Consider the following 20,792-nt stretch of genomic DNA (forward strand, 5'->3'; position numbering starts at 1 on the left):
TTGCTGTAGAAGCATGTTTAGTTCGTCTGATCACAGATACGTTATAAAGTAGTTTGAGACTTTTTTAAATCCCTCAATGCGTAAGTCCTAGCAATATAAAAACGGGTAAAATTTATGCATTTTACCCGTTAAGTTTATGATTAAAAATATATTTAATCAGCTATATAGTGATTTACATCCCTGATTGAGATGGGGTTTGAGGCTGAGTTTGCATTTGCGGTTGAGACTGCATATCTTGTTACATCCGTGGCTGAGACTGCATTTGTGACCGTGGACGTGGAGGGGTAAAGCCTAATGCACATTTACCATTGATCTGAGTGCCATTAATGGTTGCAGAAGTTTCGCCGCCTGAACTACAAGATGTATAAAGTTCGGGTTCATCGCCTTTGATATTGGTTGATGATGAAGGGAAGAACTGTTGCTGACAGGTACCATTCCAGATAATACCGCGGTAAGCAAAACTTACAGGAGCACCCTCTGATTTACCTTTACAAACTTGCTGGTATTTTTGGGCATTATAAACCTTCTCGACTTTATCATTTGCTGAGGCTGCAAATGGAGCGAAACATAGACCGCAGAGCGCTGTTGCTAGGAAAATATTCTTATTCATCATGTATACCTTTGTTTGTAATGTGACCACTTTATAGATTAAAAACTAATCAATATTAAACAATATGAGTCGGGTAACTTTTTGAGTTTAGATGTTTAATTTATATAGTAAGTCTGCAAAGTTTAATTACATTGCTTTATTGGCTGGCAGGGTAAATTCCGAAGGATAAATTCAAGTGATTTTGTCAACTTTGGAAGGAAGTTTGCTATAATGCTCAGCTATCCTTTTTCTATCTCTCTATTTACCACTATGCACTATCCTAAAGTATACGATGTCATTGTTATCGGTGGCGGTCACGCAGGTACGGAAGCAGCACTGGCTGCAGCACGTATGGGTCGACAGACATTGCTCTTAACTCATAACATTGAGACTTTAGGGCAGATGAGCTGTAACCCGGCCATTGGCGGGATCGGTAAATCACATTTAGTGCGTGAAATTGATGCCTTGGGCGGTGCGATGGCACTGGCTGCCGATAAAGGTGGTATTCAATTCCGTATTCTGAATTCACGCAAAGGTGCAGCAGTTCGTGCAACTCGTGCGCAGGCTGACCGTGTACGTTATAAAGCGGCAATTCGTGAAACTCTGGAAAACCAGGCAAATCTGGACATCTTCCAGCAAGCGGCAGATGACCTGATTGTTGAAGGTGATACCGTTAAAGGTGTCGTGACCCAAATGGGTATTCGCTTTGATGCGAAAACTGTGGTGCTGACTGCGGGTACATTCTTGGGTGGTGTAATTCACATTGGTCTAAACAATGCTTCAGGTGGTCGTGCTGGTGATCCGCCGTCAATCTCTCTGGCGCACCGTTTACGTGAATTGAACTTGCCTGTTGGTCGTTTAAAAACGGGTACACCACCACGTATCGATGCGCGTTCAGTTGATTTCTCTGTAATGACTCCACAGCCGGGTGATTTCCCATCTCCGACCATGTCATTTATGGGTGATGTATCTATGCACCCTGAACAGGTGAATTGCTATATTACACATACCAATGAACGTACTCATGAGATCATTCGCGGCGGTTTAGACCGTTCACCAATGTACACTGGTGTGATTGAGGGTGTAGGTCCACGTTATTGCCCATCGATTGAAGATAAAATTCATAAATTCGCGGATAAAGACTCACACCAAGTATTCCTTGAGCCTGAAGGCCTGGATACACATGAGCTTTATCCAAACGGTATTTCAACTTCTTTACCATTTGATGTGCAGTTTGAACTGGTACGCTCAATCCGTGGTATGGAAAATGCACATATTCTTCGTCCGGGTTATGCGATTGAATACGATTACTTTAACCCGCAAGCGTTGAAATTCACTTTGGAAACCAAAGCGATCAATAATCTGTACTTTGCTGGTCAGATCAACGGTACAACAGGTTATGAAGAAGCGGGTGCTCAAGGTTTGCTTGCAGGTCTGAACGCGGCACGTCGCGCATGGGATCAGGAGCAATGGACACCAAAACGTGATGAAGCATACATGGGTGTACTGGTTGATGACCTGATTACTTTAGGTACTAAAGAACCGTACCGTATGTTCACATCACGTGCGGAATACCGGTTGATGCTGCGTGAAGACAATGCTGATCAACGTTTAACATCAATCGGTCGTGAAATGGGTCTGGTAGATGACGAACGTTGGGCAGCTTATTGTGAAAAAATGGAAGCTGTAGAGAAAGAAACAGGTCGTTTGCAACATCTTTGGGCTGCACCAAACAACCCAATGGGTAAAAAATTCGTAGAAATGACTGGTGCTGATCTTTCTAAAGAATGTTCTGCAATTGATCTGCTCAAGCGTCCAAACATCACCTTCGCTCAAATTGCAGAGCTCACAGGTTCTGAAGTTTCACCACAAGTGGGTGATCAGATTGAGATTGCAGTGAAATACGAAGGTTATATCAACCGTCAGCATCAAGACGTTGCGCAAATGAAACGTCTGGAAGAAACTCGTATTCCTACTGATTTTGATTACGATGTTGTTTCTGGTCTTTCTCGTGAAATTACCTTGAAGCTGAAAGATATTCGTCCTGAAACACTTGCTCAGGCAAGTCGCATTCCAGGTGTAACACCAGCAGCGGTTCAACTGGTGATGATCACTATTCGTAAAAATGCTCAAGCGAAAAAATCTGCTTAAGATCATGAAGTAATAGAAAACCCGCTAAGTGCGGGTTTTTTATTGTGGAATAGAACTGTTGTTTTAAAATCTACCTCTCCCTGATCCTCCCCTAAAAGGAGAGGGAAAGATCTGTTTATAATAATTAGATTTCATATTCAATCGTTTGTTAAAATAATGAAGGTCCTAATTTTAGATATTAAAGATGCCATATCAACTTGTAGAACTCGACATCCAAGCCACCGATCATATTGCCTGCCCACATTGCCACCAAGAGATTATTAACTGGCAAGAAGAACAGTATGTTCAACCCTGTGAACATACCTTATTTATTGCCATGGATATCGGTTTTGAATACATTACCGATGAATTTGAGCAAACTATGCGAAAGACAGTAGATGAGCTGCATGCCAATGATGACATCGTCAACATGTTCGAAGAAATTACCACAAGTACTTATCCGAATTATCTGATTTTAAAATCTGATTTGGGTGCAGCAGGTTGTTCGCGTTATATCGGTTTAACAGTGTAAGAATCTCATTACTATATATAAGCAATAAAAAAGCACCCTTGGGTGCTTTTTTAATTTCAGGCCTGGCCTTCGACTTCTTCTACTTCATCGTCATCCGCACTGTCCATACCGAGTTCTTTCAGCTTACGAGTGAGTGTATTACGTCCCCAACCTAATAGTTCGGCTGCATGACGCTTACGACCACGGGTTTGTTGTAGTGCAGCATTGATCAGAGTGCGTTCAAACATTGGTGTGGCCACATCTAACAGCTTCATTTCGCCGTTTTTCAGTTTCTGGATCGCCCATTGACCTAATAATTCATCCCAGTGATGCGGTGCAATTTGATTCAGGTTGGGAATTGGAGTGCCCGGATCCTGCTGCTGAATTGGAATTTGCTTCAATTCAGGTGGTAGATCTTCTGGATAAACTTCACGGCCTGTGATCATCACTGTGAGCCAGCGACAGGTATTTTCAAGCTGACGCACGTTCCCTTGCCAAGGCAGCTTTTGCATATATTCCTGAGTTTCAGGGCGCAAGATTTTAGGATTTACACCCAGTTCTTTACCTGCACGCGCGAGGAAATGCTGTGCCAGCATCGGAATATCTTCAGAGCGATGCGCCAGTTTAGGAATATGAATACGAATCACGTTTAGACGGTGATATAAGTCTTCACGGAAGCGACCATCATGTACTAGCTTTTCCAGATCCTGGTGGGTTGCAGCGACAATACGTACATCAACTTTAACCGGAATGTGACCACCAACGCGATAGAATTCACCATCAGCTAGGACACGTAACAAACGTGTTTGTGTTTCAAAAGGCATGTCGCCAATTTCATCCAGGAATAGCGTACCGCCGTTGGCCTGTTCAAAACGGCCTTGACGTTGCGTATTTGCACCGGTAAAAGCGCCTTTTTCATGACCAAACAATTCAGTCTCAATCAGGTCTTTTGGAATTGCAGCCATGTTTAGTGCAATAAATGGTTTATTACTACGAGGTGAATGGCGGTGTAGGGCATGCGCGACCAGTTCTTTACCTGTACCCGATTCACCATTAATCAGCACGGTAATATGTGATTGAGACAAACGACCAATCGCACGGAACACTTCCTGCATCGCAGGCGATTCACCAATGATCTCAGTTGACTGAATCGTTGGTGCAGATTTAGCAGATTCTTGCTGCTGTAATTTGGTGATATGCAAAATCGCACGATTAACCAGTGCCAATGCTTCATCAATATCAAATGGCTTTGGCAGGTATTCAAAAGCACCCGTTTGATAACTGGATACCGCCGATTCCAGATCTGAATGCGCCGTCATAATAATAACTGGCAGATCAGGATTGGTATTTTTTACTTTGCCTAAAAAGGTCAAACCATCAATACCCGGCATACGGATATCGGTAAGAATCACATCAGGTGCATCGACACCCAACTGATCAAGTGCTGACTGGGCTTCTTCAAAACTGGTGACGTCGAAACCTTCTTCTTTGAATGTTTTTTCTAGTACCCAACGCATGGCACGATCGTCATCAATCACCCATATTTTATTTCGCGACATGATCTGACTCCCAAGGTAAAAATAAGCTAAATACAGTTTTTCCTGGAACTGACTGGCATTCAATCATTCCGTTATGTTGATGCATAATATTTTGAGCAATGCTAAGACCTAGTCCGGTTCCTTTGGCACGGCTGGTCACCAGCGGGTAGAACACGGCTTCGATAATATCGTCTGGAACACCCGGACCATTATCTTCAATGTCAATTCGAACCACAGATCGGTGAATTACACCACTAATGGTATAAAGACGCTGAATCCGGGTTCTTAAATTAAGTTCCGGTTGATGCTCGATAAAGAAGTCTTTATTTTCTGTCATCGCCTGAACGGCATTCACGCAGATATTTAGCATGACCTGAATGAGCTGATCGCGATCTGCCAGAACTTCCGGCAGGGACAGGTCATAGTCCCGGGTAATTTTAATTTTCTTTTTAGTCTGATTTACAATCAGTGAACGGACACGTTCTAAAGGCTCATGCACATTGACCATTTCATAGCTTGGTAACTGGCGTGAACCGAGCATGCTATCTGCCAGATTTCTCAGGCGATCCACTTCACTAATAATAATGTCAGTGAACTCTTTATATTTTGGATCTTCAAGGCTACGTGCCAGAAGCTGTGTTGCACCGCGGATGCCACCGAGTGGATTCTTGATCTCATGTGCCACGCCACGAATCAACTGACGCGCGACCTGGTGCTGTTGAATATAGTTTTCTTCACGTGAGATTTTCAGCATACGGTCACGCTGATTCAGCTCGATCAGCAATAAAGGATGATTTGGCTTGCCCGCATTGAGCAGGGAAACCGTATAGTCCACATGAATGTCTTTAAAGTTGACGATGATCGTCGCCTCACGGCGAGTATAAGGTTGGCCAGTATGCAGCGTGTTATATAGAGATTCTTCAGTATTGAATTCATCTGTTGGCGCTTGCAGTATATTTAAGACCGGCGTGCCTGATGCGCGTAACAGGCTGACATCAAACATAGCCTCGCAGGCTGTATTTAAGTAATAAATATTCAGTTGGCTATCAACCAGCATAATGGCAGTGGTCAGGTTGTCCACCAAAAGGCGATAATCGATGGAATGAGGCTGATCCATTAGCGGTGGTTTTCCTGTATTAAAATGGCGCAATGGCATCTTCATAAAGCAAAATAACAATTTCAAAGTTCAGATTTGAGGCAAATTAAGCAAGATGCACGCCAACTTTAGAACTCTTGTTAAAATTTTGCTGAAAAATGCACGAAATCTGACGGGGATGCCCAATCAAACTCAGGTATAACGGATTAAATTGAGGCTGTAAACCTAAAATGATTCATTTTGGTGCATAAGCTTTTATATTGAATATTTTATGGCGTTATTTTAGTGCGTGATGCAAAGAGTGGCCATTTCAACTATTTTTATGATGCGAAAAGACATACAATACGCGCATTCTAGTGGAGCGCAGATTCATGAAGTCCCCCAAAGTCGGTTTTGTATCTTTAGGTTGTCCTAAGGCATTGGTAGATTCTGAACGAATTTTAACTCAGTTAAAGACTGAAGGTTATGATGTCGCATCGGATTATGACGGTGCTGATTTAGTAGTAGTAAATACCTGTGGTTTTATTGAATCTGCAGTACAAGAGTCTTTAGATGCTATCGGTGAAGCGATGAGCGCGAATGGTCGTGTCATCGTAACAGGTTGTCTAGGAAAAGACGAAGATAAAATTCGCCAAATGCACCCGAATGTCCTGAAAGTGACAGGTGCAGCGGCCTATGAAGAAGTGATGGATGCGGTACATGAATATGTCCCTGAACCGCCAAAACACAATCCATTTATTGATCTGGTGCCTGAGCAGGGTATCCGTTTAACCCCTAAACATTATGCATACCTGAAAATTTCGGAAGGCTGTAACCATCGTTGTACCTTCTGCATCATTCCAAGTATGCGTGGTGATCTGGTATCTCGTCCAGTCGGTTCTGTGCTTGAAGAAGCTGCAGCACTGAAACGTTCAGGTGTCAAAGAAGTACTCGTGATCTCCCAAGATACTTCTGCTTATGGCGTCGACACCAAATACAAACTGGATTTCTGGAACGGCCAGCCAGTTAAAACCAAATTCTATGACATGTGTGAAGCATTGGGTCAATTGGGCATCTGGGTGCGTCTGCACTATGTCTATCCATATCCACACGTAGATGCCGTGATTGATTTGATGGCTCAAGGCAAAATCCTGCCTTATCTGGATATTCCATTCCAGCATGCTAGCCCAAGAATCCTGAAGCTGATGAAACGACCTGCTCACAGTGAAAATACACTGGAGCGTTTAAAAGTTTGGCGTGAGAAATGTCCTGACCTAGTCATCCGTTCTACATTTGTGGTGGGTTTCCCGGGCGAAACTGAAGAAGATTTCCAGATGCTTCTGGACTGGCTGAAAGAAGCACAACTGGATCGCGTGGGCTGTTTTACTTACTCACCAGTTGAAGGTGCGACGGCGAATGATCTTCCAGACCATGTGCCGGAAGAGATCAAGCAGGAGCGTTATGAACGTTTCATGCAGGTTCAGCAGGAAATTTCAGCAGCGAAGCTACAAAAACGTATTGGCCAGAAAATGACGGTGCTAGTCGATGACCTGGAAGAAGAATTCCCGGTTGCTGTAGCGCGCTCATATGCGGATGCGCCTGAAATTGATGGTAATGTTTTTGTTGAAGATATCGACAAAAGTGTGATTAAGGCAGGGGATTTGCTTGAAGTCGAAATCACTGATGCAGATGAATATGATTTATTTGCCAAACTGATCTCAATCAAGTCTGCTTAAGATTTTGAATTAAAAGAATTTAGATTAAATAATTTGGAGTTTGATGATGTTGGATTCTAAAAAGCCACGATTTGGTCGCATCCTGCTAAAGCTATCTGGTGAAGCACTGGCAGGAAACAAGGACATGGGTATCGATGCACAAGTACTCGATCAGATGTCACTTTCTATTGCGCATCTCGTGGGTTTGGGTGTACAGGTCGGTATCGTGGTTGGCGGCGGTAACCTGTACCGTGGTAGCCAGTTGCAAAAAGACGGTCTTGTTGGTCGTGTAACCGGTGACCAGATGGGTATGTTGGCGACTGTCATGAACGGTCTGGCATTACGTGATGCTTTGGTACGCCGTAATATCAAAACCCGTTTGATGTCTGCATTACCGATTGGTGCAGTGGTCGAATCTTATTCTAGCCGTGATGCGATTCGTCATCTGACTCAAGGTGAAGTGTGCGTATTTGTTGCGGGTACAGGTAATCCGTTCTTTACTACGGATACAGCAGCATGCTTGCGTGGTATCGAGATTGAATCTGACCTGATCCTGAAAGCAACTAAAGTTGATGGTGTTTACAACAAAGATCCAAGCAAATACGAAGATGCCGTGAAATACGATACTTTGACATTTGATCAGGTGCTGGACGAGAAGTTGGGCGTCATGGATTTAACTGCGATCTGCTTATGTCGTGACCACAATGTGCCACTCCAAGTATTTGACATGAACAAATCTGGCGCATTGCTTTCAGTGGTGATGGGTGAAAAAGAAGGAACTCACGTCACCAATTAATGACGTGAGCTACAAAGCCCTTTATACTACCTCCTAATTTAGTAAATACATCTTTTAAGAATTAAGTAAGGAAGATCATATGATTAACGATCTTAAAAAAGACGCAGAAGAGCGTATGAACAAGTCTCTTGACTCGTTAGAACATGGTTTCGCAAAAGTTCGTACCGGACGTGCGCATCCATCAATTTTGAACGGCGTCATGGTTCCTTACTACGGCTCTGATGTGCCATTGAATCAGGTTGCAAACGTAGGCGTGGAAGATTCACGTACATTGCTGGTTCAACCATTTGAACGTTCAATGGTTGCTGCGATTGATAAGGCGATCCGTGAGTCTGATCTTGGTTTGAACCCGATTACTGCTGACGCGATCCGTGTACCAATGGCAGCGTTGACTGAAGAAACTCGTCGTGACATGCAGAAAGTTGCACGTAACGAAGCTGAAAATGCCAAAGTTGCGATCCGTAATATCCGTCGTGATGTATTGGGTGACATCAAAGCATTGTTGAAAGAAAAAGAAATTTCTGAAGATGATGAACGTCGTGCATCTGACGAAATTCAGAAAATCACAGACAAATTTGTTGCTGAAGTTGACAAGCGCTTGGCTGCGAAAGAAGCTGAATTGATGAAGGTTTAATTCATCAATGACCGCTTCTGAAGAAAATTCCCGTCTTCCAAAACATGTTGCCATCATCATGGATGGCAACAATCGTTTTGCCAAAAAAAATCAGATGCAGAAAGGCGATGGACACCGTGAAGGAAAAACGGTTCTAGACCCGATTGTTGAACATTGTAGAAAAAGAAATATCCAGGCTTTAACGGTCTTTGCATTCTCTAGCGAAAACTGGAACCGTCCCCAATATGAGGTCGACTTGCTCATGAAGTTGTTGGAAGACACGATTCATGAACAGTTGCCACGTATGCAAAAATTTAATATTGCTTTACGTTTTATTGGTGATCGGTCGCGTTTATCTCCTGAATTGCAAGCATTGATGTTGCAAGCAGAACAAAGGACTGCTAATTTCGATAGTATGACGCTTACCATTGCAATCAGCTATGGTGGAATGTGGGACATGGCACAAGCTGCGAAGCAGATTGCTGCGGATGTTTTAACAAATAAATTAGATCTTGAAGCAATTGATACTGATGTGTTCGGTCAATATGTCAGTTTGAGTGACTTGCCGCCTGTTGATCTGCTGATTCGTACCGGTGGAGATTTCCGCCTGTCCAATTTCCTGCTCTGGCAGGCAGCATATGCAGAGCTGTATTTTACTGAGACCTTATGGCCAGAATTTACCGTAGAGGAATTCGATGACGCACTTGCTGTATTTGGCGGGCGCGAACGTCGTTTCGGTAAAACATCAGAGCAGATTCTTCAAGAAAGACTTGAGAATTAATACACATGTTTGAGCGGATTATAACCGCATTGGTGCTGGTTGCAGTCGTACTGAGCTGTATGTTTGCGACCAAATCACAATATCCAATGTTCGCATTGATGGTTGTGGCTGCCGGGGTGGCAGGCTATGAGTGGTTTAAACTCATGCCGCGAAAATGTAAAAATGTAATCAAGCCAGTGGCGTGGGGCTATGGTCTACTGACTGCAGCCTTATCTGCACTGGCTTTATACTATTGGGATGTAGCCTTATTATTATGGTCGGCATCTATTCTGACCTGGTTGCTGAGTATCTACTGGGTTAAAACCTATCCTGATTATGATGGCTGGTACAATGTCAGCTTGCATGGCATCGGGATTGTGCTGGTTTCTGCTGCTGTTACAGCAATCTTCTCGGTTTGGCTAAACTCCCCGTGGTGGTTGATGTACCTGTTCCTGCTGGTTTGGGGTGCAGACAGTGGTGCTTACTTTGTTGGACGCAAGTTCGGCAAGAAAAAACTCGCACCAAATGTCAGCCCAAACAAGTCGGTAGAAGGCTTATACGGTGGTATTCTTACCTCCATGCTCATCGTGGTTGCCGTTGCTTCACTTTATCTGGATATGACCTGGCCAGAGCTATGTCTGTTCCTGATCCTTTCTGTTATTACCGTATTTAGTTCAGTGCTAGGTGACCTGTTTGAATCCATGATCAAGCGCCGTGCTGGAATCAAGGATTCGGGCCGTATTTTGCCGGGTCATGGTGGTGTACTAGATCGTATTGATTCTTTGCTTGCTGCAGCTCCTATCTTTGCAACAGGCATATATGTTTTAAAACTTATTGGCGTAGATTTATAAATGTCACAAGCTGTTTGTATACTGGGTGCTACAGGTTCAATTGGTCAAAGTACTTTAAAAATTTTGCAGCAACATCCTGAAGCTTACTCGGTTTTCGCTGTGACAGCGCAAAGTCGTATTACTGAGCTGGCAGAAATCTGTCAGCAGTACCGTCCTAAAGTGGCTGTAGTGCCTGCAAATAAAGTTGATGAGCTTTCTCAGCTGCTACAAGTACAGGGCTTATCAGATATCGAAATTCTTCAGGACGAAGCAGGCTTAATTTCAGTCGCAGAGCATGCGGATGTTGATATCGTGATGGCAGCAATTGTCGGGGCGGCGGGCCTGCTTCCTACATTGGCTGCAGTCAAAGCGGGTAAGCGTGTCCTATTGGCCAATAAAGAAACCTTGGTCATGTCCGGCGACATCATGATGCAAGCTGCGCGAGATTATGGTGCATTATTATTGCCAGTCGACTCTGAACATAATGCGATTTTCCAGTGCCTGCCTCAAAACTACTTTGATGCCGAACGTAATGGTCAACCTAAGCTCGGTGTTCATCAGATTTTACTGACTGCTTCTGGCGGTCCATTCTTGAATCATTCTCTTGAACAATTGCATGATGTGACGCCTGCTCAAGCCTGCAAACATCCAAACTGGTCAATGGGGCAAAAAATTTCTGTAGATTCAGCTACTTTAATGAATAAAGGGCTGGAACTTATCGAAGCGTGTCATTTGTTTGCAGTTCAAGAACAATTTGTTACAGTTATTGTGCATCCACAGAGTATTATTCATTCCATGGTGCAATATGTGGACGGGTCGACATTGGCACAAATGGGTAACCCGGATATGGGCACGCCAATTGCACATGCTTTGGCATGGCCACAACGGATTAGTACCCATATCCCGGCTCTGGATTTGTTTAAGCATTCACAGCTGAATTTCCAGGAACCGGATGTGGTGCGTTTTCCGGCACTGAAATTAGCACGTCAAGCCATGAAGAGTGGTGGAATTGCGCCTACAATTTTGAATGCGGCCAATGAAATTGCAGTTGCTGCATTTTTAAATCAGCAAATCAGATTTACCCAAATTCCTCAGGTGGTTGAAACTGTCCTGAATCAGATGGACAATCAACCAGCACACGATCTGGATACTATCCTGCATGCAGATCACACAGCACGAGGTTTATCACAGCAATATGTTGTGAATAAAGGAAGTTAAGACATGAACGCCTTGTTTATTATTGCAGCCGCAATCCTATTACTCGGTCCCTTAATTGCGATTCACGAGTTTGGTCACTACATTGTGGCACGTAAACTGGGCGTTAAAGTACTGGTCTATTCCATTGGTTTTGGGCCAACCCTCCTAAAATGGACTTCTAAAAAATCCGGTATCCAATATCAGCTTTCAGCTTTACCTTTGGGTGGCTATGTCAAAATGCTAGACGAGCGTGAAGGCAGTGTGGCAGAAGAAGACTTGCCTAAAGCCTTTAACCGTCAGCATCCTTGGAAACGTATTGCCATCGTTGCTGCGGGTCCTCTCATTAACCTGCTTTTAGCCGTTGTCCTGTTTTGGGTGCTTTTTTTACCTGCACAAGAACAGCTTAATACTCGCGTAGGCAAGGTCTTACCAAACACACCGGCAGCCGCAGTACAGATGCAGCCGGGTGACAAGATTGTCGCTGTAGATGGTGCGCAAGTCGAAACTTGGGAAAAACTGAGTTATGCCTTGGTGGATCGTGTGGGTGAAACTGGTGTGGTCTCGATTCAGGCAGACCGTGCGGGTGAAAACAAGATATTCCAGTTACCAATTCAAGACTTTCTTAAAGATCAAAGTCAGTCACCCCTTGATACACTAGGTTTCTTGCCATATCGTCCGGAAATTCCGGCTGTAGTGAGCAAACTGAGTGAAGATGGGGCAGCCATTCGTCAGGGTCTTAAAGAAGGTGACAAGATTCTGGCCATTGATGGTGTACAGATGAAAGACTGGTTCGATGTGGTACAGGTTGTACAGGCATCACCAGAAAAATTACTTAAGATAGATGTATTACGTGGTAATCAGGTCGTGCATCTTCAAGTCATGCCGCAAGGCAAACGTGACAATATGGGGAATGTAACCGGTATGCTCGGAGTTCAAAGTGATCCGGGCAAGGTGACAATTCCTGCTGAATATAAACAGACGATTCACTATACGCCTGTTGAGGCGATGGTGATGGCCTTTGACAAGACAGCACATCTGTCTTCAATGATTTTGAACTCGATCGTCAAAATGGTACGTGGTCTGATTGGTCTGGATAATCTTTCTGGCCCGATTACCATTGCCAAAGTGGCGGGACAAAGCGCGGAAATGGGTTGGGAAACTTTTATTTCCTTTATGGCGCTAATGAGTGTAAGTTTAGGGATATTAAACTTATTGCCAATCCCAATGCTTGATGGCGGACATCTGGTTTATTATTTTATCGAATTAATTCGTGGTAAACCTGTTTCTGAACAAATACAATTGGTTGGATTAAAAATTGGTATGGTACTGCTCGGCAGTATGATGCTTTTGGCATTATTTAATGACTTTATGCGTTTATAATAACGTAAATGGAATAATTAACAGCGGAAAAGACTGGCATGCAGCACACACATTTATTTATGCCTTTGGCACTCGTTAGTGCAATGGCAGTAGCACAACAAGTATATGCGGCAGAAGACTTCATTGTACAAGATATAAAATTTGATGGATTGGTACGTTTAACTCCAGAAAATGTGTACGGCTTGGTGCCAATCAACAGTGGTGACCGGGTGAATGATCCGATCATTGCCAATGCGATTCGTAGCCTGTATGCATCTGGGCTATTTGATGACATTAAAGCCGTTCAACAGGGCAATACCTTGGTATTCCAGGTAGTAGAACGTCCGGTAATTTCAAAAATCGAGCTGAAAGGCAATAAGCTAATTCCGAAGGAAGCGCTGGAGGAAGGCCTGAAAAAAATGGGTCTAGCTGAAGGTGAGGTACTGAAGAAATCTGCACTGCAAACAGTTGAAACCGAGCTGGAACAGCAATATATGCAGCAAGGTCGTTATGATGCCGATATTACGGTAACAACGACACCGCGACCAAACAACCGCGTTGAAGTGTTGATCGATTTTGTTGAAGGTAAAGCCGCTAAAGTTTTTGATATCAATATCATCGGTAATACTGTTTTTAAAGAATCAGATATCAAACAGGCATTCGCTGTTAAAGAAAGTGGCTGGAGCTCGGTCATTTCGCGTAATGACCGTTATGCACGTGAAAAAATGGCTGCGAGCCTAGAAGCCTTACGTGCGATGTATCTGAACCGTGGTTACATCAACTTCAATATTACCAATTCAAGTCTGAACCTGAGTGAAGATAAAAAGAATGTCTTTATTGAAGTTTCAGTCAATGAAGGCGAACAGTTTAAGTTTGGACAAACCAAATTCCTAGGTGATGCGCTTTATAAACCTGAAGAGCTACAAGCTTTGCAATTATATAAAGAAGGCGATACCTATTCTCAGGAACGAGTGAATGCGGTCAAGCAGCTATTGCTACGTAAATATGGTAATGCTGGTTATTACTATGCTGAAGTAAATGTTGTACCTCAGATTAATAACGAAACTAAACAGGTTGACCTGAACTACTATATTAATCCAGGTCAGCAAGTGACTGTACGTCGGATCAACTTCACAGGTAATTCTAAAACTGCCGATGAGGTATTGCGTCGTGAAATGCGCCAGATGGAAAGTGCGCTGGCAAGCAATGAGAAGATTGACCTGTCTAAAGTACGTTTAGAACGTACTGGTTTCTTCAAAACAGTTGATATCAAACCTGTTCGTATTCCAGGATCACCAGATCAGATTGATTTGAATGTGGCAGTTGAAGAGCAGCATTCAGGTACAAGTACTCTAGCTGTTGGTTTCTCTCAAAGTGGTGGTGTAACGTTCCAGGCTGGATTAAGTCAGACTAACTTCCTGGGTACAGGGAACAGCGTTTCGATTGATCTGTCACGTTCTGAAACTCAAGATTATTATAACTTGAGTGTAATGGACCCGTACTTCACGATTGATGGTGTACGTCGCGGTTATAATCTTTACTACCGTAAAACAAAGTTGGATGATGACTATAACGTAAACAACTATGTTACAGACAGCTTGGGCGGTGGTATCAACTTTGGTTATCCAATTGATGAGAACCAGAGTGTAAGCCTGGGTCTGAATATAGACCAGACTGAAGTGACCACAGGGCCATATGTATCTACATATGTGGCTGACTATTTGGAACGTAATGGTGGTAAAGAAACCAAGCGTGGTGACTTCTGTCCAGGTCAGGTTGAATCTGCAACAGGCAACTGTGTAGATGCAAATGGTGCTCCACTTGATACTATTTCATATGGTCAAGAGTTTAAGGGTGATTTCTTGACCTATAACCTGAATCTGGGTTGGTCTTATAATACTTTGAACCGTCCAATGTTCCCGACCACAGGTATGTCACATCGTGTCAATGCAGAAATTGCTTTGCCAGGTAGTGATGTGGAATATCAAAAGCTCACTTATGACGCTCAGGCTTTCTTCCCCTTAGGCAAAGACTTTGTTCTGCGTGGTTATGGTCGTTTAGGCTATGGTAATGACCTGCCTTTCTATAAGAACTTCTATGCCGGTGGTTATGGTTCAGTACGTGGTTATGAAAACAGTACCTTAGGTCCTAAATATCCAGGCGTATATTTCTCTGACATCGGCCGAACTGATCCATCCCCAGAAGAAGTGGGCGGTAATGCTTTAGTTCAATTTGGTACTGAGTTAGTTCTGCCTGTTCCATTTAAGGGAGATTGGGCGCGTCAGGTTCGTCCGGTACTCTTTGCTGAAGGTGCTCAAGTATTTGATACTCAGTGTGATGTATCTAATGATAATATTTTCGTGAATGGCAGCTCGGTGAGTGGTAAACAGTACTGTAAAGATAACTTTGGTTTCGATGCAGGCAATATGCGTTATAGCGTAGGTGCTGGTTTCACCTGGATTACCATGATTGGTCCATTATCACTGAGCTATGCATACCCGTTGAATGATAAAGACGGTGATGAAACTCAAAATGTTCAGTTCGAAATTGGACGTACTTTCTAAGAAGACTTTGGTCTTAAATACAAATTTTGCTCATGAAGCCATCAGGTTTTGTGAGCAAAATTTTTTGAATGGGTAAAAACATGAAAAAAATGATGATGGCAATGGGTATTGCTTTAGCGGGTTTAACTTCATTGTCACATGCAGATGATTATGGAATCGTTGATCTGGAAAAAGTGGTACAAAACAGTACTTATTTAAAGCAGCAAAATGCCACTCTGGAAAATGAAATCAAGCCGCAAACCGCACAGATTGCACAGTTTCAAAAAGACCTTGCTGCAATCAAGCAAAAAGGTCAGGTTGCTAAAACACCAGCAGAACGTGAAAAAATAGCCAAAGAATTTGAAGGTAAAGCGACTCAACTGGCAGGTGTGCAGCAACAGGTACAGGCAACTGTGCAAACGCGCATGCAAAGTGTAAATAAGGCTTTTGAAGGAAATCTGAAGCGTGCTGCCGAACAATTACGCCAAGAAAACAAGCTAGATGTGGTTTTAAATAAAAATTCCGTACTTGCTTATGACGCGAAGTATGATTTAACTGATAAAATGATTCAAAAGGTTAATGCAATTAAATAATCGATGAATCATCAAAAACTTCAGTTAGCTGACCTCGCTCGTCTTGTCCAAGGTGAGTATGTAGGTCAGGCAGATTTATGTTTGAGAGGTTTGGCAAGTCTTGAAAATGCAACCTCTCATGACCTTGCATTTGTCAATGCAGATAAATATCTGGAACAAGCAGCTCAGAGTAAGGCGGGCGCTTTAATTGTGACTGCTGAATTAAAAGAGCAGCTAACTTCCCAGCAGAACTTCATTGTCGTGGCCAACCCTTATCTGGCTTTTGCAATTCTGACTCACGTTTTTGAGAAAAAGCATACGACTCAGGGAATTGAAAGTACCGCACAAATTCATCCATCTGCCATCATTGCTGACAATGCCTATATTGGTCACTATGCCATCATTGGTGAGAATTGTGTGGTAGGTGAAAATACGATTATCCAGTCACACGTTCAGATCGACGACCAGGTTGAAATTGGTCGGGACTGTTTTATTGATGCCCATGTGACTTTAACAGGTGCTACAAAAATCGGTAATCGTGTTCGTATCCATGCCAATACCGTGATTGGTAGTGAAGGTTTTGGTTTCGCACCTTATCAAGGGAAATGGCATCGGATTGCCCAGTTGGGTTCAGTCCGTATTGCAGATGATGTCCGGATCGGCTCAAACTGTAGTATTGACCGGGGTGCACTGGATGACACAATTCTGGAACAAGGTGTCGTTATTGATAATCTTGTGCAAATCGCCCATAACGTCAAGATTGGTGAAAATACTGCGATTGCAGCCAAATGCGGGATTGCCGGTAGTACCACGATTGGCAAAAACTGTATTCTCGCAGGGGCCTGTGGGGTAGCAGGACACCTACATATCACCGATAATGTGACCTTGACAGGAATGTCAATGGTGACAAATAACATTACTGAAGAAGGTACTTATTCTTCAGGCATGGGATTGTTGCCTAATCAGCAATGGAAACGCACAGTGGTTCGCTTAAGACAATTAGCAGATGTGCCATTGACCCAGTTGGTAAAACGATTGGATCATATGCAATCTCAAATTGAGTCCATTGAATCAACATTTAAGTTGCGTAAATAATTATGATGACAGAGTCGAATTTGCCTACATTCACGAAGCCTGAATTGCCAATGAATATTCAAAAGATTCGTGAATATTTGCCCCATCGCTATCCATTTCTGCTGGTAGATCGCGTTGTCGATATTACCGAAAATGGCATTGTTGGTTATAAAAACGTCTCAATTAATGAAGAGTTTCTGCAAGGCCATTTTCCGAACTATCCAATCATGCCAGGCGTATTGATTGTCGAGGCATTAGCACAGATCTCAGGTATCCTTGGTTTTGTCATGAATAATGAAACTCCAAAAGAAGGTTCATTATTCCTTTTTGCTGGCGCTGAAAAGGTTCGATTTAAAAAACAAGTGGTTGCTGGCGACCAATTAGTACTTAAATCTGAATTAGTGATGCAAAAACGTGGCATTTATAAATATAATTGTATTGCCACAGTAGATGGCATTGTCGCAACAACCGCGGAAATTATGGTTTCCCATCTGAAAGTCGAGCAGGCATGAGCAATAATCCCCTAATTCATCCAACTGCCATCATTGACGCATCTGCAGTAATTGCTGCAGATGTACAGATTGGCCCTTATTGTATTATTGGGCCAAATGTCACGATTGGTGCTGGTACCAAACTGCATTCACATGTCGTGGTAGGTGGTTTCACACGTATTGGTGAACATAATGAAATTTTTCAGTTCGCCAGTGTTGGTGAGGTCTGCCAAGATCTGAAATATGCAGGTGAGGAAACCTGGCTGGAAATTGGTGATTATAATAAGATTCGTGAACACTGCAGTCTGCACCGTGGTACGGTTCAGGACAAAGGTATTACCAAGATTGGCAGTCATAACCTGTTAATGGTAAATACGCATATTGCACATGACTGTATGGTTGGTGATCATAACATTTTTGCAAATAATGTCGGTGTGGCGGGTCACGTACACGTAGGCGATTATGTCGTGATTGGTGGTAACTCAGGTATTCACCAGTTCTGTAAAATTGACTCTTACAGCATGATTGGTGGTGCTTCACTGATTCTGAAAGATGTTCCTGCCTATGTGATGGTATCGGGTAACCCGGCCCATGCATTTGCCATGAATATTGAAGGCATGCGTCGTAAAGGCTGGTCAAAAGACGTGATTAATGGTTTACGTGAATCCTTTAAGCTGATTTATAAATCTGGCTTAACGACTCAGGAAGCTATTGAGAAAATCCGTAACGAGATTCTTCCAGAAGTTTCTGAGGCCCAACGTCTGATTGATTCACTTGAACAATCAAAGCGTGGCATTGTGCGTTAAGTTATAGAAGTGAAGTTGGAATTAAAAAAGACACCTGCATGGTGTCTTTTTTATTTTGAGGCTTTATATTTTACTTAAGAAATTTAACTTCTTCAGCTTTCGGATAGTTCTTGAGTAGTTTCGCTTTATATTGCGAAGCAAGAGTAGCATTCTTTTCTACATCCTTACTAATATTATAAAGCTGATAAAGGGCAGTAGAGGCTTTTGCAGAATTCGGATAGCGGTCAACCACAATCAGATAATTCTTCTTTGCTTCATTAAAATTCGGTGGATCAATGGACAGGTTGAATTCGGCTAACCAGAAGTGAGCATTGCTGATATAGACGCTATTTGGGTTATTCTTGATGAAATTCTGCATGGGCGCAATGGCTTTAGCTGCACCACCATTTTTATAGGCATCCAGTGCAATAGTATAAGCCGCTTTTTCCTGCTCACTCGACTGTTGCGTTGTGGATGTTTGATTAGTGGTCGTAGGAGCATTAGAGCTTAAACTGGGAGAAATATCCTGTTGGTTATCCTCCGCGGGAGTATCTTCAGCAGGTTCAATTTTTTGCTGCAACAGTTCAAGACGTTGATCCAGATCGGCATAGCGGTTGGTTAATTCGCTTTTTAATCTCTCAATCTCATTTTCTTGTTCTTCGATTTTTCCACGTAAACTGCGTAGATCATTTTCAAGCTGCTGGTTTTTTTGCATGAGCTGCCAGCTGGTATTGGTCTGAGGCGCATCTGCACCTGTAGCAATGGCAGATTGAGAGCTGATATTATTTGATTGAGCACCTTGGCTGAGTCCACGTGATTCGATAGGAATCGCAGCAAAAAGAGAGGTTGTACAGAGTGCAGTGAGGGCACACAATACCTGTTTCTTAAACATCATATAAGTTCCATGATTTTTGGCGAGATTATGTATCCGCAGCTCATTTATTCTAAAAGAGATAACCCGTTTATAGCTTCACATTTAAAACGGCATTTTTAGAAATTGCAACAAGGTTTTACAAAGATCATGTGAATTTCGATATTCATGAATTAATTGTGAAGAATATTAAAAAACCAGCATCTTGGGGCATATTGTTTTTAAAATAATCAAACGGATAGCTTATGCCGAAAATTTGAAATACAGCCCTTGCAACTTCAATAAAAATCTCTATACTCTGTTTCTGTAATGGTAGCCCTGCCGGTTACTTCGCAATTGTACTCTATGAACCCCGCCAGGACCGGAAGGTAGCAACGGTAGTAGATCTATGATGTGCCGGAGCTTTGCTGGTAGGGTTGCCACCAGATTTATAATTATAAAATTTCTCTATTCTCTCTTTATTTTCAATCTTAATCTTCATTGTTTTCCCTTTCTTTAATATTTACTTTTAAATTTCTATCTAATGCCACTTCCTTGAATACTTGAATTGTTTGGAACATTAAAATTCAATCATGAAAATAGATTATCTTAATTTGAGCTTTTGAAAGCTTTTTGCTGTTTGAGATTAATTGTAATAAGGGAAACTATTTAAGCAGGATAGCAAAGAGGAAAATAAAAAAAAGCCTAAGCATATTTTTTCACAAATACAAAAGAATTAATCTTCGGCCTTGCGGCTAATCGCTTTCATGATCGCATCCATTTCAAAACCACGATACATTAGAAAACGGATCTGTTTGGCTTTAAGTTTTGGGTCTTTCGTCACTTCTGGACCATATTTTCTAAGTTTCAGTTCATAAGCCTGTTGTACCCAGTCCGTTTCTTTCAGTTCTTCACTGATCAGGGCAGTATCAATCTTTTTGCTTTTCAGCTTCATTTTAATCTGATTGGGGCCTTTGCCTTTGCGCTTTTGGCTCGACAACATGATTTCAGCGACACGTTGATCACTTTGATAGTTTTCTCTAGATAGTTCTTCAACCAAAGTGACCACTTCATTGCGATCTTCTGCATAAATCGCCAGTTTTTCGATGAGTTCAGCTTTGGAGTATTCCTTGCGAGTCAGTACAGCAAAGGCATAAGAACGCAAACGGGAGCCGGTTAGACCAGGTTTCTTTTGCTCTTTATTGGAGTTACCAAATAAGCTATCTTCCGGATCAAATTCTGGCAAATTCTGTGACTCGACAGGTGCAGGAGTGACTGAATCTTCAGCATCACCAAACTGCTGTTTAATCGCATCATAGTCCAAAAGTTTGCTGAATTTTGCGTCTGACATATTGATCTCGATT

19 protein-coding genes and 1 other RNA gene are annotated in these 20,792 nt (G+C 42.6%); 15 read left to right on the top strand and 5 right to left on the bottom strand.

Features of this window, described 5'->3' with window-relative positions; genetic code table 11:
- Nucleotides 1-238 precede the first annotated feature (238 nt).
- Complete coding sequence (locus B3143_RS05260; protein ID WP_286739760.1) at nt 239-610, bottom strand: hypothetical protein; 372 nt, start codon at nt 608-610, stop codon at nt 239-241.
- A gap of 249 nt (nt 611-859) precedes the next feature.
- Here B3143_RS05260 and mnmG point away from each other — a divergent pair, with 249 nt between their 5' ends.
- Together mnmG and B3143_RS05270 are read left to right on the top strand one after the other, a co-directional pair.
- Nucleotides 860-2,740, top strand: a complete 1,881-nt coding sequence (gene mnmG / locus B3143_RS05265) for a tRNA uridine-5-carboxymethylaminomethyl(34) synthesis enzyme MnmG (RefSeq protein ID WP_286739773.1) — start codon at nt 860-862, stop codon at nt 2,738-2,740.
- 184 nt (nt 2,741-2,924) lie between these two features.
- Nucleotides 2,925-3,251: a hypothetical protein gene (locus tag B3143_RS05270; protein WP_286739761.1), complete on the top strand. Its 327-nt coding sequence runs from the start codon at nt 2,925-2,927 to the stop codon at nt 3,249-3,251.
- Nucleotides 3,252-3,307: 56 nt separating this feature from the next.
- On the opposite strand, the gene glnG is transcribed toward B3143_RS05270, so the two are convergent.
- Together glnG and glnL are read right to left on the bottom strand one after the other, a co-directional pair.
- A complete protein-coding gene (gene glnG / locus B3143_RS05275) occupies nt 3,308-4,789 on the bottom strand; it encodes a nitrogen regulation protein NR(I) (protein WP_175967439.1) in 1,482 nt (493 codons plus the stop codon).
- Nucleotides 4,776-5,885, bottom strand: coding sequence for a nitrogen regulation protein NR(II) (glnL, locus tag B3143_RS05280; RefSeq protein WP_286739763.1), 1,110 nt, complete (start codon nt 5,883-5,885; stop codon nt 4,776-4,778). Before glnL ends, glnG begins: the two co-directional genes overlap by 14 nt.
- Nucleotides 5,886-6,235: 350 nt before the next feature.
- On the opposite strand from glnL, the gene rimO reads away from it, so the two are divergent.
- The 12 genes from rimO to lpxA all read left to right on the top strand — a co-directional run bounded on the left by rimO (nt 6,236) and on the right by lpxA (nt 18,599).
- Nucleotides 6,236-7,579: a 30S ribosomal protein S12 methylthiotransferase RimO gene (gene rimO, locus B3143_RS05285; RefSeq protein WP_004786172.1), complete on the top strand. Its 1,344-nt coding sequence runs from the start codon at nt 6,236-6,238 to the stop codon at nt 7,577-7,579.
- Nucleotides 7,580-7,625: 46 nt separating this feature from the next.
- Nucleotides 7,626-8,354: a UMP kinase gene (gene pyrH / locus B3143_RS05290; protein WP_004786170.1), complete on the top strand. Its 729-nt coding sequence runs from the start codon at nt 7,626-7,628 to the stop codon at nt 8,352-8,354.
- Nucleotides 8,355-8,433: 79 nt separating this feature from the next.
- Nucleotides 8,434-8,988 (top strand): ribosome recycling factor, encoded by a 555-nt coding sequence (gene frr / locus B3143_RS05295; protein WP_005235283.1) that lies wholly within the window; start codon nt 8,434-8,436, stop codon nt 8,986-8,988.
- Between the two features lie 7 nt (nt 8,989-8,995).
- Nucleotides 8,996-9,748, top strand: coding sequence for a polyprenyl diphosphate synthase (gene uppS / locus B3143_RS05300; RefSeq protein WP_179992307.1), 753 nt, complete (start codon nt 8,996-8,998; stop codon nt 9,746-9,748).
- 5 nt (nt 9,749-9,753) lie between these two features.
- Nucleotides 9,754-10,578 (top strand): phosphatidate cytidylyltransferase, encoded by an 825-nt coding sequence (locus B3143_RS05305; RefSeq protein ID WP_004786167.1) that lies wholly within the window; start codon nt 9,754-9,756, stop codon nt 10,576-10,578.
- Nucleotides 10,579-11,775: a 1-deoxy-D-xylulose-5-phosphate reductoisomerase gene (ispC, locus tag B3143_RS05310; RefSeq protein WP_286739765.1), complete on the top strand. Its 1,197-nt coding sequence runs from the start codon at nt 10,579-10,581 to the stop codon at nt 11,773-11,775.
- Nucleotides 11,776-11,778: 3 nt separating this feature from the next.
- Nucleotides 11,779-13,134, top strand: coding sequence for an RIP metalloprotease RseP (gene rseP / locus B3143_RS05315; protein ID WP_104426204.1), 1,356 nt, complete (start codon nt 11,779-11,781; stop codon nt 13,132-13,134).
- Nucleotides 13,135-13,217: 83 nt separating this feature from the next.
- Complete coding sequence (gene bamA, locus B3143_RS05320; protein WP_376746071.1) at nt 13,218-15,677, top strand: outer membrane protein assembly factor BamA; 2,460 nt, start codon at nt 13,218-13,220, stop codon at nt 15,675-15,677.
- Between the two features lie 80 nt (nt 15,678-15,757).
- Nucleotides 15,758-16,249 carry an OmpH family outer membrane protein gene (locus B3143_RS05325; protein WP_286739767.1) on the top strand — a complete coding sequence of 164 codons (492 nt, stop codon included), beginning with the start codon at nt 15,758-15,760 and terminating at the stop codon, nt 16,247-16,249.
- A gap of 3 nt (nt 16,250-16,252) precedes the next feature.
- Nucleotides 16,253-17,323: a UDP-3-O-(3-hydroxymyristoyl)glucosamine N-acyltransferase gene (gene lpxD / locus B3143_RS05330; RefSeq protein ID WP_286739768.1), complete on the top strand. Its 1,071-nt coding sequence runs from the start codon at nt 16,253-16,255 to the stop codon at nt 17,321-17,323.
- Between the two features lie 5 nt (nt 17,324-17,328).
- Complete coding sequence (gene fabZ, locus B3143_RS05335) at nt 17,329-17,814, top strand: 3-hydroxyacyl-ACP dehydratase FabZ (protein ID WP_171064833.1); 486 nt, start codon at nt 17,329-17,331, stop codon at nt 17,812-17,814.
- Complete coding sequence (lpxA, locus tag B3143_RS05340; RefSeq protein ID WP_005235299.1) at nt 17,811-18,599, top strand: acyl-ACP--UDP-N-acetylglucosamine O-acyltransferase; 789 nt, start codon at nt 17,811-17,813, stop codon at nt 18,597-18,599. Before fabZ ends, lpxA begins: the two co-directional genes overlap by 4 nt.
- A 70-nt stretch (nt 18,600-18,669) precedes the next feature.
- On the opposite strand, the gene B3143_RS05345 is transcribed toward lpxA, so the two are convergent.
- Entirely contained in the window at nt 18,670-19,473 is an 804-nt protein-coding gene (locus tag B3143_RS05345; protein WP_286739769.1) for a YbgF trimerization domain-containing protein, read from the bottom strand.
- A gap of 295 nt (nt 19,474-19,768) precedes the next feature.
- Here B3143_RS05345 and ffs point away from each other — a divergent pair.
- Nucleotides 19,769-19,865, top strand: an RNA gene (gene ffs, locus B3143_RS05350) — signal recognition particle sRNA small type.
- Nucleotides 19,866-20,164: 299 nt separating this feature from the next.
- Here the strand turns inward: ffs and B3143_RS05355 are convergent.
- Nucleotides 20,165-20,779 carry a regulatory protein RecX gene (locus B3143_RS05355; protein ID WP_286739770.1) on the bottom strand — a complete coding sequence of 205 codons (615 nt, stop codon included), beginning with the start codon at nt 20,777-20,779 and terminating at the stop codon, nt 20,165-20,167.
- Between the last annotated feature and the right edge of the window lie 13 nt (nt 20,780-20,792).

The organism is Acinetobacter sp. UBA1496, assembly GCF_002324975.1.
GTDB classification, from domain to species: domain Bacteria; phylum Pseudomonadota; class Gammaproteobacteria; order Pseudomonadales; family Moraxellaceae; genus Acinetobacter; species Acinetobacter variabilis.